The sequence below is a fragment of the Rhizobium bangladeshense genome, from assembly GCF_001662075.1.
In the GTDB taxonomy this organism is placed as follows: domain Bacteria; phylum Pseudomonadota; class Alphaproteobacteria; order Rhizobiales; family Rhizobiaceae; genus Rhizobium; species Rhizobium bangladeshense_B.
Map to the genome: position 1 here is coordinate 51,487 of NZ_LYPL01000015.1, position 14,078 is coordinate 65,564.

Annotated in this window: 10 protein-coding genes; 1 reads left to right on the forward strand and 9 read right to left on the reverse strand. The window is 62.6% G+C overall.

What is annotated here, in order from left to right:
- Positions 1-9 precede the first annotated feature (9 nt).
- The 9 genes from A7X77_RS25005 to A7X77_RS25045 form a co-directional block, all read right to left on the reverse strand.
- On the reverse strand, positions 10-771 hold the full coding sequence (locus A7X77_RS25005) for an ABC transporter ATP-binding protein (protein WP_064685534.1): 762 nt from the start codon (positions 769-771) through the stop codon (positions 10-12).
- Positions 768-1,808, reverse strand: coding sequence for a FecCD family ABC transporter permease (locus A7X77_RS25010; RefSeq protein ID WP_064685535.1), 1,041 nt, complete (start codon positions 1,806-1,808; stop codon positions 768-770). Before A7X77_RS25010 ends, A7X77_RS25005 begins: the two co-directional genes overlap by 4 nt.
- A complete protein-coding gene (locus A7X77_RS25015; protein ID WP_064685536.1) occupies positions 1,805-2,830 on the reverse strand; it encodes an ABC transporter substrate-binding protein in 1,026 nt (341 codons plus the stop codon). The genes A7X77_RS25010 and A7X77_RS25015 overlap by 4 nt, the downstream gene beginning before the upstream one ends.
- Positions 2,831-2,985: 155 nt before the next feature.
- Entirely contained in the window at positions 2,986-3,831 is an 846-nt protein-coding gene (locus A7X77_RS25020) for a metal ABC transporter permease (protein ID WP_064685537.1), read from the reverse strand.
- Positions 3,828-4,685: a metal ABC transporter permease gene (locus A7X77_RS25025; protein ID WP_064685538.1), complete on the reverse strand. Its 858-nt coding sequence runs from the start codon at positions 4,683-4,685 to the stop codon at positions 3,828-3,830. The genes A7X77_RS25020 and A7X77_RS25025 overlap by 4 nt, the downstream gene beginning before the upstream one ends.
- Positions 4,685-5,584, reverse strand: coding sequence for a manganese/iron ABC transporter ATP-binding protein (locus tag A7X77_RS25030; protein WP_064685539.1), 900 nt, complete (start codon positions 5,582-5,584; stop codon positions 4,685-4,687). Before A7X77_RS25030 ends, A7X77_RS25025 begins: the two co-directional genes overlap by 1 nt.
- Entirely contained in the window at positions 5,581-6,498 is a 918-nt protein-coding gene (locus A7X77_RS25035; protein ID WP_064685540.1) for a metal ABC transporter substrate-binding protein, read from the reverse strand. The genes A7X77_RS25030 and A7X77_RS25035 overlap by 4 nt, the downstream gene beginning before the upstream one ends.
- Before the next feature lie 297 nt (positions 6,499-6,795).
- The gene (locus A7X77_RS25040; RefSeq protein ID WP_064685541.1) at positions 6,796-7,077 is read right to left on the reverse strand and encodes a hypothetical protein; all 282 of its coding nucleotides are present in this window, start codon (positions 7,075-7,077) and stop codon (positions 6,796-6,798) included.
- A gap of 26 nt (positions 7,078-7,103) precedes the next feature.
- Positions 7,104-7,568: a hypothetical protein gene (locus tag A7X77_RS25045; protein WP_197486889.1), complete on the reverse strand. Its 465-nt coding sequence runs from the start codon at positions 7,566-7,568 to the stop codon at positions 7,104-7,106.
- A gap of 202 nt (positions 7,569-7,770) precedes the next feature.
- Here A7X77_RS25045 and A7X77_RS25050 point away from each other — a divergent pair, with 202 nt between their 5' ends.
- Positions 7,771-14,070 carry a HAMP domain-containing protein gene (locus tag A7X77_RS25050; RefSeq protein ID WP_064685543.1) on the forward strand — a complete coding sequence of 2,100 codons (6,300 nt, stop codon included), beginning with the start codon at positions 7,771-7,773 and terminating at the stop codon, positions 14,068-14,070.
- Positions 14,071-14,078: the final 8 nt, after the last annotated feature.

Here is a 14,078-nt window from a genome sequence, read left to right on the forward strand (position 1 = left end):
CGGCTTCTCTCACTTGAGATAGTGGATGTGCGGGCGCGAATGATAGGGCGAGGCTTCGACGCGCGCCTCGATCGAGAAGACCTCGCGCAGGAGCTTCTCGCTCAGCACGTCCTCAGGCGCGCCGGAGGCGACGATCCTGCCCTGCTGCATGATAACAAGCTCATCGCAGAACATGGCAGCATGGTTGAGATCGTGCAGCGCGACGATGCTGGTGATCGGAAGGCCGGAGACGAGCCGCATCAGGCCGATCTGGTGCTGGATATCGAGATGGTTGGTGGGTTCGTCGAGGATCAGCTCCAGCGGCGACTGGGCGAGCGCCCTGGCGATATGGGCGCGCTGCTTTTCGCCGCCCGACAGGCTCTGCCAGCGGTCGTCGTGCTTCTCCGCCATGCCGGCGCGCGCGAGCGCCGCTTCGACCGCCTCTTCGTCGGTCTTGGTCCAGCCGGAAAACATGGAGCGGTGCGGGAAGCGGCCGAGCTTGACGACATCGACGACCTTCAGATTGGCGTTGGTCGTGGCATGCTGCTCGACGAAGGCAATGCGCCGGGCGATCGAGCGGCGGCTGATCTTGCCGATATCTTTGCGGTCGAGCGTGACACGGCCGGAATGCGGCCGCTTCAGGCCGGCGAGAAGCCGCAGCAGCGAGGTCTTGCCGGAGCCGTTCGGCCCGAGCAGTCCGAGCATCCGGCCAGGCTGAGCCTCCATGGAAACGCCGTCCAGAATGGTCTTCCTGCCAATTTTCCAGGTGAGGTTGTCGGCCTTGATGCTCATGACGCGCGCTGAAACCGATAGAGGATGATCGAGAAGAAGGGAACACCTACCAAGGCGGTGACGACGCCGATCGGGAGGATCTGGCCGGGGATGAGGGCGCGCGCGGCGATATCGGCGAACACCATGAAAATCGCCCCCCCGATGGCGCAGGCCGGCAGGAGGCGGATATGAAGCGGCCCGACGACGAAGCGGGCGACATGCGGCACGACAAGCCCGACGAAGCCGATCGAGCCGACCATGCTGACGATCGTCGCCGTCATCATCGCGGTCAGCGCAAAGAGCGCCATGCGCGCGCGGCCGACATTGACGCCGAGCGAGGAGGCGGCTTCGTCGCCGAAAGCGAAGGCGTCGAGCACGCGGGCATAGACCAGACAGGCGGCGAGACCGATGCCGACGACGATCGAGACCAGCGCGAATTCCGGCCAGCGCACGCCGCCGAAACTGCCGAGCAGCCAGAACATGACGTCGCGGGCCTGCTGCGCATTGGCCGAAGTGGTCACGATATAGGAGGTCGATGCGTTGAAGAGCTGCGATGCGGCGACACCGGCAAGGATGGTGCGGTCCGCGCCGCCGCGTGTGCCGTTCGAAAGCAGCGCCACGAAGAAGAAGGCTGCAAAGGCGCCGGCAAAGGCGCCTGCCGACAGCGACACCGCACCCGCGCCGAGCCCCAGGATGACGATCGCGACGGCGCCGGTGGAAGCCCCGGCGGAGATGCCGAGCACGTAGGGTTCGGCAAGCGGGTTGCGCAGCAGCGACTGCATGATGGCGCCCGACAGTGCCAGCCCCGCGCCGCAGAAGGCGGCGACAAGCGCCCGGCTCAGCCGATAATCCCAGATGACCGTCTCGTGGATGCGGTTCAACTCGACCACAGTCCAGCCGAGCCGGTTGGTGACGGCGGAGAATGTGGTCGCAAGCGGAATCGGCAGATCGCCGATTCCGACGCTGACGCCGATGGCGACAGCGATGAGGCAAAGGGAGGCCAGAAGCAGTGCGGTGACCGCTCCCAGCTGCCGGAAGAGACGGCCTGCCTCGGTCACTTCAGCAGACCGAGGGCCTTCATCTGCTCGGCCACCTGTTCGGCGCCGTAAATCGTGCGGATGGTCGGGTTCATGGCCTGGCCGTCCATGACGACCAGCGCCTTGTTCTTGACCGCAGGGATCTGGCTGACGGCAGGATCGGTGTTCAGGAACTTGATCTTGGCCTCAGGCTTGTCGAGCTCCCAGCGGTTGCGATCGAGGCTGGCGACGACGATGACATCGGGATTGGAGGCGATGATGCCTTCCCAGCCGATGGTCGGCCATTCCGCATCCGCGGTGATTGCATTGCGTCCACCGAGAAGGTCGGCGATGAAGCCGGAGGCGCCGTTCTTGCCGCCGACATAGGCATCGGCCGACGGGCTGGGGCTGGAGAACCAGAAGACGTAGGAGAGTTTCTGGCTGTCCTTGGCAACGCTTCCGCGCAGCTTGGCTTCACGGGCCTTGAAATCGGCGATCAGCGCCTGGCCGCGATCGGCGACATCGAAGATCTGCGAGAGTTCGTCAATCTCCCTGTAGAGAAGATCCATGTTCCAGAGCTCGGCGCGGCTGCCGTACTGGTCCTTGACATCCTTGGTGCTGAGGCAGGTGCTGGGCGAGAGATAGGTGGTGACGCCGACCTTGTCAAAATCCTCGCGCTTGGCGACCTTGCTGTTCGGCCCGACCAGGCTCGGCAGCGCCGCCGCGACGAAATCGGGATTCTCGGCAAGCATCGATTCAAAGGTCGGCATCTCGACGGTGAGAAGCTTGACCTTGGCATTGGCCTCGGCGAGCTGCGGCAGCACCTTGCTCGGCCAGAAGGCAGTGCCGACCATCTTGTCCTGAAGGCCGAGCAGCAGCAGGATTTCCGCGCTGTTCTGGCCGAGGCCGATCGCCCGCTCGGGTGCCTTCTTGAACGTCACCTCTGCGCCGCAGTTTTCCAGCGTCAGCGGATAGGTGGTCGAACCCGCCAGAGACGGCGTTGCGGCAAGGCCGATCAGGGCGGAGAGGCCGCAGGCGGCCAGGAGCGATTTGAGGTTGGTCACAAAGAAATCCCCGGTGCTTGAGTATATGCGGCCGGGGTATAGCCACAGGAGCAGCCGGAAAACAAGACCGATTGAATCAACTTATCGCAAAAATCGACAGCACCGGACATGCGGCGGGCGCAGGCTCCGTTCCGGAGGCAGGCGGTCGTTCATCTTCAGCTTGCCTCTTGGGTTTCGATCCGTGCGGCCTTGCGCGTGGCATGGAGGAAGGCTCCAATAAAGGCGATCCCGAACAGAAGTACGATCGTCGGGGCCGGCGCGCTATCGATAAAGAAGGAGAGATAGACGCCTGCAAAAGCCGTGATCACCGCGATTGCGACCGAAAAAGCGAGCATCGTACTGAAGCGGCGCGTCAGCAGATAGGCGATGGAGCCTGGTGCAATCAGCAGCGAGATGGCGAGAATGATGCCGACCGAGCGAAGCGCTGCCACGATCGTCAATGAAATCAGGCAGAGCAGGCCGTAGTGAAGCAGGTTCACCTTCAGCCCGACCGCTCTCGCCTGCGCCGGGTCGAACGCGTGCAGCAGCAGGTCACGCCATTTGACGGCGATGATGATGGCCGTCAGCGCCGCAATGGCTCCGGTCTCGACGATGTCGCGAAAGCCGATGCCGAGCATATCGCCGAAGAGGATGTGATCGAGATGTACCTCGGACTGGATCTTCACATACAGGACCAGGCCGAACCCGAACATGCCCGAAAATACGATGCCCATCACCGTGTCCTGCTTGATGCGGCTGTTATCTTTCAGAAAACCGGTGGCAAGCGCGCAGACCATCCCGGCCGCAAAAGCGCCGACCGCTAAGGGAAAGCCGAGGATATAGGCGATGACCACGCCTGGGAATACGGCATGGCTCATGGCGTCCCCCATGAGCGCCCAGCCCTTGAGCACAAGGAAGCAGGACAGCAACGCAGTCGGGATAGCGATCAGCACCGAGATGATCAGGGCATTGATCATGAAATCGAACTGGAACGGCGCCAGGAGGACGGTGAGACCGTTCATGGGGATGCCTCCAGAGCTTGCGCGGCTCTGCGCCGGCTTGCCAGCATGCCGTGTTTGGGCGCCAGGAAGAAGGCGGCAAGGAAGATCAGCGTCTGGAGAACAACGATGATGCCGCCGGTCGCGCCGTCGAGGAAATAGCTTACATAGGCGCCGACGAAGCTGGTCGCCGCTCCGATCGCGACAGCGATGACAAGCAGCCGCGGGAAACGATCGGTCAGCAGGTAGGCCGTCGCGCCCGGCGTCACCACCATACAGATGACCAGAAAGGCGCCGACGGTCTGGAGTGCGGCGACCGTCGAGGCCGACAGCAGCGTGAAAAACATGATTTTCAGCCGAGTCGGATTGATCCCGATCGAACGGGCGTGGGTCTCGTCGAAAAAGACGACCATCAGGTCCTTCCACTTCACCAGCAGGATGGCGAGCGAAACGAAGCCGATAATGGCAAGCTGGAGCGTGTCCTCGGGCGTGATTGCAAGGATGTTGCCGAGCACGATCGTTTGGATGTTCACCGCAGTCGGTTTCAGCGACACCATGAACAGGCCAAGCCCGAAAAAGGAGGAGAAGATCAGGCCGATGATGGCGTCCTCCTTCAGCTTGGTGCGCTGGTTGAGGAACAGCATCGCTGCGGCGGCGAGGCCGCCGGAGAAGAAGGCGCCGATCGAGAAGGGAAGTCCGATCATATAGGCGGCGGCGACCCCCGGCACGATGGAATGCGAAAGTGCGTCGCCGATCAGCGACCAGCCCTTAAGCATCAGGTAACAGGAGAGGAAGGCGCAGACACCACCGACAAGAGCCGAGACCCACATGGCGTTCAGCATGTAGTCATAGGTGAAAGGCTCGAGAATGGCGGCCATTAGCCCTGCTCTCCGGTTTCGTCCGCCGGGACAGGCGTAGGCAGCTTGCCCTCCCGCAGAACCAGCGGCCGCTCGTCGTCGGTGAGGATGCCGACGGGATATGACTTGCCGCCGGAGCCATTCAAGACGAGATGGCGAAGCACGCCGCCGAAGGTTTTCTCGAGGTTTTCCTGCGTAAAGGTCTCGTCCGTCGGTCCGTAGGACAGTACCGTGCCCTTGATCAGCACCGTGCGATCGCAGAATTCCGGCACGCTGCCGAGATTGTGCGTAGAGACCAGCATCACCCGGCCTTCGTCACGCAGTGAGCGGAGCAATTTGACGATGGCCTCTTCGGTCTTGACATCGACGCCGGTGAAGGGTTCGTCGAGGAGGATGACGCGACCGTCTTGCGCCAACGCGCGAGCGAGGAAAACGCGTTTCTTCTGGCCGCCGGAAAGCTCACCGATCTGGCGCTTGCGGAATTCGCTCATGTTGACGCGGCCAAGTGCCTTGGACACCGCGTCATGGTCGGCCGCTTTCGGTATTCGCATCATCCCCATATGGCCGTAGCGCCCCATCATGACGACGTCTTCGACCAGCACCGGAAAATTCCAGTCGACCTCTTCCGATTGCGGCACGTAGGCGACTAGATTTTTCCGCAGCGCTTGTGCGACCGGCATGCCGAGCACCGAAATCTCGCCCCTGGCGAGGCGCACGAAGCCCATGATTGCCTTGAACAGCGTCGACTTGCCGGAACCATTGACGCCGACGAGTGCTGTGATCGTGCCGGTGGGTGTCTGGAAGCTGGCGTCGCGCAACGCCGTGTGGCCGTTGCGATACGTGACCGTGGCATCCCTTACGGAAATGCCAGCCCCCGCATTCAAAGACGCGGGTGAAACGGGGGAAGCAATCGCGTTCATTGCGACAGGCCTTCGGCAAGACCCTTGACGATGGTGTCGGAGGTGACCCGCAGCAGGTCGATATAGGTCGGCGTGGGGCCGTCGGCTTCGCTCAAGGAGTCCACATAGAGCACGCCACCATAATGGGCGCCGGTTTCACGGGCGACCTGCCGGGCCGGCTTGTCCGACACCGTGCTCTCGCTGAACACGGCAGGGATATTATTGGCCCTGACGGCATCGACGACCTTGCGGACCTGTTGCGGCGTGCCCTGCTGATCGGCATTGATCGGCCACAGATAGAGCTCCTTCAAGCCGACGTCGCGAGCGAGATAAGAGAAGGCCCCTTCGCTCGATACAAGCCAGCGCTTATCCTCGGGGATGGTACCCAGCTTCTCGCGGATCGGCGCAATGGTCGCCTCGATCTCCTTCTTGTAGGCATCGGCGTTGGCCTTGTAGACCTCGGCATTCTCAGGATCGTATTTGACGAAGGCGTCGCGGATGTTGTCGACATAAATGATCGCGTTCTTCGGCGACATCCAGGCATGCGGATTGGGTTTGCCGCTATAGGGGCCTTCGCTGATGCCCATCGGCTGGACGCCGGTGGAGACCACGACGTCGGGAACATCTTTCAGGTTCCGGTAAAATTTCTGAAACCACAGCTCGAGATTGAGGCCGTTCGACAAGAGGATCTGGGCGCCCTGAGCCCGCTGAATATCACCCGGCGTCGGCTGATAGCCGTGGATCTCGGCCCCGGGCTTGGTGATCGATTCCACGATCGCGGCATCGCCGGCAACGTTCTTTGCCATGTCGGCAATGACGGTGAAGGTGGTCACCGCTTTGAATTTCTCCTGCGCGGCGGCACCGCCGGCCATCAGGCCGAGTGCGGCAACGGCCACCATGCCGGTTAGGACTCTGCGTCTTAGGCCACTAAGCATGAATATTCCCTTCTTTTGCCCCATCAACCGTTCGGCACACGCAGCGACGGCCGATAACAAGTTCACCGATATAAATGCGACGCATTTGCAATTACTGCTGATGAGCCTTGTATCTATCTATTCTGCAATTGCGACTGAATTGCAACAAGGATTTTCGAAGAGGTGCGGCGCTGAACATCTCAACATTTCAAGAAACGCCTGGATCGCGTGGGGGGTTCCTCGGAACGCCGCCAAGCTGCGACGTGCGTGCTCGGCCCGCGGTGGATCCGCAGCCGGCCCGGCCTCCCTCGAACATGCTCAGCTCAGCTTTCCCACGAGCTTGGCATAGTCCGAAAAAGTTCGCTGCTCGCCTTTCCCGGCGGCCTGCTCGGCAAGCTGCAAGACACGGATAGGAAACAGGATCGCAGCGCGGTTGGCGTCCGAAAGCTCGTGATCGTCGTCTTCCTCAATGGCCTTCATGGCTTTCGACAGCGCGGCATTGAGTTCCTGGCGGGTGAGCAGTTCTTTCTCGACGATCGCGTCGCATATGGACGCCATCGCCATGATCAGGCCCTTAAGCTGCAGATTGGCGGTATTCATGAGAACTCCAATGAAAGAGGCGGGCTCTAATCCGGTTCAACCGACCGGATCGTGTCGACCGAGACCGTACCCTCGACGATACCGCGTTTGATATCGCGCCTGTTCCGGTCGATCTCGATGACAGTATAGAGCTTGTCATCGCGGAAGGCACTGGCATTGGCCGTCGTCACATCCTCGGCGGGCGCCGCATCCACTTCCATGAAATCGAGCTCGCGCGCCGCGGCGACGATCCTGGCATCGCCAGGCGTTCTGGCGGCGACGACAACGATGCCATGGCCGGGGGCATTGTCCCATCTCGGATCGTCGGGGGCGGCGATCGGTTCCAGCCGGTAGATGTTGAGCATTTCATCGCCGGCATCGGGCGAGGCTTCCGCCGCCGCATCCTGGATCTGCGCGTGGCTTTCGACCGATTGTCCAAAGGTAGTCGGGCTGGTCGCGTTGTTGATCTCTTCCTTGCCGGTCTTCGAGACGTTCGACATGTCGCTCTCCATTGTCAGGACGGAAACGACAGCCGGCGGAGAACGGTTCCAGCCTGCGCGAAAAACGGCAAAGTCGGCTTCGTACAGGGCTTTGGGTTTATGCAGCTATTAAGTTCATTTTGAATACTAAATCATGATAAGCTCTACCGGGGATGGCCCATACCATTTTCTAAGTTGAGCACTAAATTACCAGTCGTCGAAGAGGGGGATTTTCGTGAGCAACCAAACCAGCGAATTCGCGCGTGACAACGCCGCGGTAGAGAGCCTCAATGGGCACGATCACAAAACCATGGCGTTCGATGACGCCAGCGCGCTTCTCGAGGTTCTGGTCGCGGTCAGGCGCGGTGATTTCTCCGTGCGAATGCGCTCTGATCTCACCGGCATCACCGGCAAGATCGCCGACGCCCTCAACGACATTATTGCCGCCAATCAGCGCATGGCCCAGCAGCTCGAACATGTCGGCCAGGTCGTCGGCCGCGACGGGCGAACGAGCACACGGGTTCGCTTCGGCCTTTCCGACGGGTCCTGGTCCGAGATGGAAGGATCGATCAACGGCCTGATCGACGATCTCCTGTGGCCGACGACGGCGGTGACGCGCACGATCACCGCGGTCGCCAAGGGTGACCTGTTGCAGACCGTCCCGCTCGATGTCGACGGTCGGCCGCTCAAGGGCGAATTCCTGCGCTCGGCCGATATCGTCAACACAATGATCAAGCAGCTGAGCGTCTTCACCTCGGAAGTGACGCGTGTCGCCCGCGAGGTCGGCACCGACGGAAAGCTCGGCGGCCAGGCGCAGGTGTCCGAGGTGACCGGCGTCTGGAAGGACTTGACCGAAAGCGTGAACTCGATGGCGTCGAACCTGACGGCACAGGTACGCAACATCGCCGAAGTGACGATCGCCGTTGCCAACGGCGACCTTTCCAAGAAGATCACCGTCGACGTGCGCGGCGAAATCCTGCAGCTGAAGGAAGCGATCAACACCATGGTCGACCAGCTGCGCTCCTTCGCTTCGGAAGTGACGCGCGTGGCCCGCGAGGTCGGCACCGAAGGCAAGCTCGGCGGCCAGGCGCTGGTGCCGGGTGTCGCCGGCACCTGGAAGGACCTGACCGACAGCGTCAATGCCATGTGCGGCAATCTGACGGCCCAGGTGCGCAACATCGCACAGGTGACGACCGCGGTCGCGCGCGGCGACCTGTCGCGCAAGATCACCGTCGACGTTTCGGGCGAAATCCTGGAGCTCAAGGAAACCATCAACACCATGGTCGATCAGCTCAACGGCTTCGCCGGTGAGGTGACGCGCGTGGCCCGCGAGGTCGGTACCGAGGGGCGGCTCGGCGGTCAGGCGCAGGTGCCGGGCGTCGCCGGCACCTGGAAGGATCTGACCGACAACGTCAATTCCATGGCCTCCAACCTGACGGCGCAGGTGCGCAACATCGCGGAAGTCTCGACCGCCATCGCCAATGGCGACCTGTCGAAGAAGATCACCGTTTCGGTCTCGGGCGAAATCCTCGAGCTGAAGGAAACCATCAATACGATGGTCGATCAGTTGAACGCCTTTGCCTCGGAAGTGACGCGCGTCGCCCGCGAGGTCGGCACGGAAGGCCGGCTCGGCGGCCAGGCTAATGTGCGCGGCGTCGCCGGCACCTGGAAGGACCTGACCGAAAACGTCAACTCGATGGCCGGCAACCTGACGGCGCAGGTGCGCAACATCGCCGAGGTTTCGACCGCGATCGCCAATGGCGACCTGTCGAAGAAGATTACCGTCCCGGTTTCGGGCGAAATCCTGGAGCTGAAGGAAACCATCAACACGATGGTCGACCAGCTGAACGGTTTTGCCGGTGAGGTGACACGCGTCGCCCGTGAAGTCGGCACCGAAGGCCGGCTCGGCGGCCAGGCCAATGTGCGCGGCGTCGCCGGCACCTGGAAGGACCTGACCGACAGCGTCAATTCCATGGCCTCCAACCTCACCGGCCAGGTGCGCAACATTGCCGAAGTCGCGACCGCGGTCGCCCAGGGCGACCTGTCGAAGAAGATCACAGTCCCGGTTTCGGGCGAAATTCTGGAGCTGAAGGAGACCATCAACACGATGGTCGACCAGCTGAACGGCTTTGCCGGCGAGGTGACGCGCGTCGCCCGCGAGGTCGGTACCGAGGGGCGGCTCGGCGGCCAGGCGAATGTGCTCGGCGTCGCCGGCACCTGGAAGGACCTGACCGACAGCGTCAACTCGATGGCCGGCAATCTGACGGCGCAGGTGCGCAACATCGCCGAAGTCTCGACCGCCATCGCCAATGGCGACCTGTCGAAGAAGATCACAGTGTCGGTCTCGGGCGAAATCCTCGAACTCAAGGAAACGCTGAACACCATGGTGGATCAGCTCAACCGCTTCGCCTCGGAGGTGACGCGCGTCGCCCGCGAAGTCGGTACCGAAGGCAAGCTCGGCGGCCAGGCGCAGGTGCCGGGTGTCGCCGGCACCTGGAAGGATCTGACTGAAAACGTCAACTCCATGGCCTCAAACTTGACCGGCCAGGTTCGCAACATTGCCGAAGTGACGACCGCCGTGGCGCGCGGCGACCTGTCGCGCAAGATCACCGTCGACGTGAAGGGGGAAATCCTGGAGCTGAAAAACACCATCAATACCATGGTCGATCAGCTCAACGCCTTCGCCGGTGAAGTCACCCGTGTGGCCCGCGAAGTCGGCACCGAGGGCAAGCTTGGCGGTCAGGCGCAGGTCTCGGGTGTGGCCGGCACCTGGAAGGATCTGACCGACAGCGTCAACTCGATGGCCGGCAACCTGACGGCACAGGTGCGCAACATCGCCGAGGTGGCGACCGCGATTGCCAATGGCGACTTGTCGCGCAAGATCACCGTCGACGTGCGCGGCGAAATCCTGCTGCTGAAGGACACGCTGAATACCATGGTCGACCAGCTTCGTTCCTTCGCCGGCGAAGTGACGCGTGTGGCCCGCGAAGTCGGCACAGACGGGCGGCTCGGCGGCCAGGCCGTCGTTCCCGGCGTCGCCGGCACCTGGAAGGACCTAACCGACAACGTCAACCTGCTCGCCGCCAATCTGACGACCCAGGTTCGAAACATCGCCGAGGTGACGACGGCCGTGGCGCGCGGCGACCTGTCGCGCAAGATCACAGTCGACGTGAAGGGGGAAATTCTCGAGCTGAAGAACACCATCAACACGATGGTGGATCAGCTCAACGCCTTCGCCGGCGAAGTGACGCGCGTCGCCCGCGAAGTCGGCACGGAAGGCAAACTCGGCGGCCAGGCGCAGGTGCCGGGCGTTGCCGGAACCTGGAAGGACCTGACTGATACCGTCAACGTCATGGCCGCCAACCTGACCGAGCAGGTGCGCGGCATTGTCAAGGTGGTGACGGCGGTGGCGAACGGCGACTTGAAGCAGAACCTCACCGTCGCCTCCAAGGGCGAAGTCGCGGCCCTTGCCGAAACCATCAACAACATGACCAACACGCTTGCCACCTTCGCCGACCAGGTGACCACGGTGGCGCGCGAGGTGGGCGTCGAGGGCCGCCTCGGTGGCCAGGCGAACGTGCCGGGCACGGCCGGCACCTGGAAGGATCTGACGGGCAACGTCAATTTGCTCGCCGCCAACCTGACGACGCAGGTGCGCGCCATCGCCGAAGTGGCGACCGCCGTCACCAAGGGCGATCTGACTCGCTCGATCAAGGTCGATGCGCGCGGCGAAGTGGCCGAGCTCAAGGACAACATCAACACGATGATCGACAATTTGCGGCTCACAACCGAGCGCAACACCGAGCAGGACTGGCTGAAGACCAACCTGGCGCGCTTCACCAACATGCTGCAGGGGCAGCGTGACCTGACGCTGGTCGGCAAGATGCTGCTGTCGGAGCTGGCGCCGCTGGTCGGCGCCCATCAGGGCGTCATCTACCAGGTGGATGCCGACGAGAGCCAACCGTTCCTGTCGCTGCTTTCGGTCTATGCGCAAGGGGGCGAGGCGGCGCATCCGCCGCGGCTCGACTTCGGCCAGGGCCTCGTCGGCCAATGCGCAAGCGATGCCCGCCGCATCCTCATCACCAATCTGCCCGATAATGTCGTACCGATCAGTTCCGGCGTGTTCACCACACTGCCGAGAAGCGCGATCGTGCTGCCGGTCCATTTCGAGGGGCAGGTGAAGGCGGTTATCGAACTCGCCTCCGCCGGCGAATTCACCGAGCTGCAGCTCTCTTTCCTCGACCAGCTGACGACATCGATCGGCATTGTTCTCAACTCGATCGAAGCGACCATGCAGACCGAAGGCCTGCTGAAGCAATCCCAGCAGCTCGCCGCCGAACTGCAGACGCAGCAGCGCGAACTGCAGCAGACCAACGAACAGCTCGGGCAGAAGGCGCAGCAGCTCGAGGAACGCAACGTCGAAGTCGAGGCGAAGAACCAGGAGATCGAGCAGGCGCGGCGGGCGCTGGAAGAAAAGGCGACCGAACTGGCGCTGACCTCGAAATACAAATCCGAATTCCTCGCCAACATGTCGCATGAGCTGCGCACGCCGCTGAACTCCATCCTCATCCTCGGCCAGCAGCTCGGAGAAAACCCCGACGGCAACCTGTCGGGCAAGCAGGTCGAGTTCGCAAAAACGATCCACGGCGCCGGCACTGATCTGCTCAACCTCATCAGCGATATCCTCGATCTCTCCAAGATCGAGTCCGGAACGGTCTCGGTCGATGCCGAGGAGATCTTCGTCAACAATCTGCTCGAAGTGATGGCGCGACCGTTCCGGCACGAGGCGGAGACGCGGAACCTGACCTTCGCGGTCGAGGTCGGCGCCGATGTCACAAAGAGCCTTATCACCGACTCGAAGCGGCTCCAGCAGATCCTCAAGAACCTGCTGTCGAACGCCTTCAAGTTTACCGCGCAGGGCGGCGTGACACTTCGCGTCGCATCGGCGACGAGCGGCTGGTCGTCGGATCACCCCTCGCTCCGGCATGCGCCGTCGGTGATCGCCTTTGAAGTCGTCGATACCGGCATCGGTATCCCGCCGGAAAAACAGCGTATCATCTTCGAGGCATTCCAGCAGGCGGACGCCTCGACGAGCCGCAAATATGGCGGCACCGGCCTCGGGTTGGCGATCAGCCGCGAACTGGCAAACCTGCTCGGCGGCGAGATCCAGCTGCGCAGCACGCCCGGCGTCGGCAGCACCTTCGTTCTCTACCTGCCACTGACCTATGTCGGTGCCGGTGCGGTTGCACCCAAGCCCGTCCCGCCGGCGAATGTCGTAGAATTCGCCGAGGCGGCGGCAAGCCGCCGCGCCGAAAAGCCCGCCGAGCACGTTGCAGATGACCGTCACCGGATTGAGGCCGGCGACTCGGTGCTGCTCGTCGTCGAGGACGATGCGCATTATGCCCGCGTCCTGGTCGATCTCGCCCGCGACAACGGGTTCAAGGTGCTGGTGGCGATGCGCGGCAGCGATGCGTTGACGCTCGCGCAGGATTACAAGCCGTCGGCGATCTCGCTCGATATCTTCCTGCCCGATATGCTCGGCTGGACGGTTCTGAGCCAGCTCAAGCAGAACCCGCAGACGCGGCATATTCCGGTGCAGATCATCAGTCTGGACGAGGATCGGCAGCATGGACTTACGCGCGGCGCCTTCGCCTTCATGAGCAAGCCGACGACGCCCGAAGGCCTCGGCAAGGCGCTGTCGCGCCTGAAAGCCTATGCCGAACCGCGCCGCAAGCAGTTGCTACTCGTGGAAGACGACGAGGCGGAGCGCTTGAGCGTCACTGCGCTTCTCGGACATGACGACATCGACATCACCAGCGTCGGCTCGGGATCCGAGGCGCTTGCCGCTTTGCGGCGCAATTCCGCCGACTGCGTGGTGCTCGATCTTTCCCTTCCCGACATGTCGGGCTTCGAAGTGCTGGAGCAGATACGCGACGACGTCGAGATCGGCGAGGTGCCGGTGGTCGTCTTCACCGGCAGGGAGCTCTCTGCGGAGGAGGATGCGACGCTCCACAGCATGGCTCGCAGCGTCGTGGTCAAGGGTGTCGAGTCCCCCGAGCGGCTTCTCGACGAGACGGCGTTGTTCCTGCACCGGGTGGTCGCCGATCTTCCGGCGGCAAAACAGGCGACATTGCAGGAACTGCACAGCTCGGACGAGGATCTTGTCGGCGAGACCGTGCTGCTCGTCGACGACGACGCCCGCAACATCTTCGCCCTCAGTAGCGTGCTCGAGCGCCGTGGCATGCGGGTGCTGACGGCTACGACCGGCAGTGAAGCCATTGACGTCATCAACAACGAGCCCTCCGTTGCGATCGTGCTGATGGACATCATGATGCCCGGGATGGACGGCTATGAGACGATGCAGGTCATCCGCTCGGAGCCTCGCTTCCGGCGGTTGCCGATCCTGGCGCTGACGGCCAAGGCGATGAAGGGTGACAGGGAGAAATGCCTGGAGGCGGGTGCGTCGGATTACCTGGCGAAGCCGGTCAACACCGAGCAGCTCCTGTCGGCACTGCGCATGTGGCTGCACCGCTGAGGATCCGG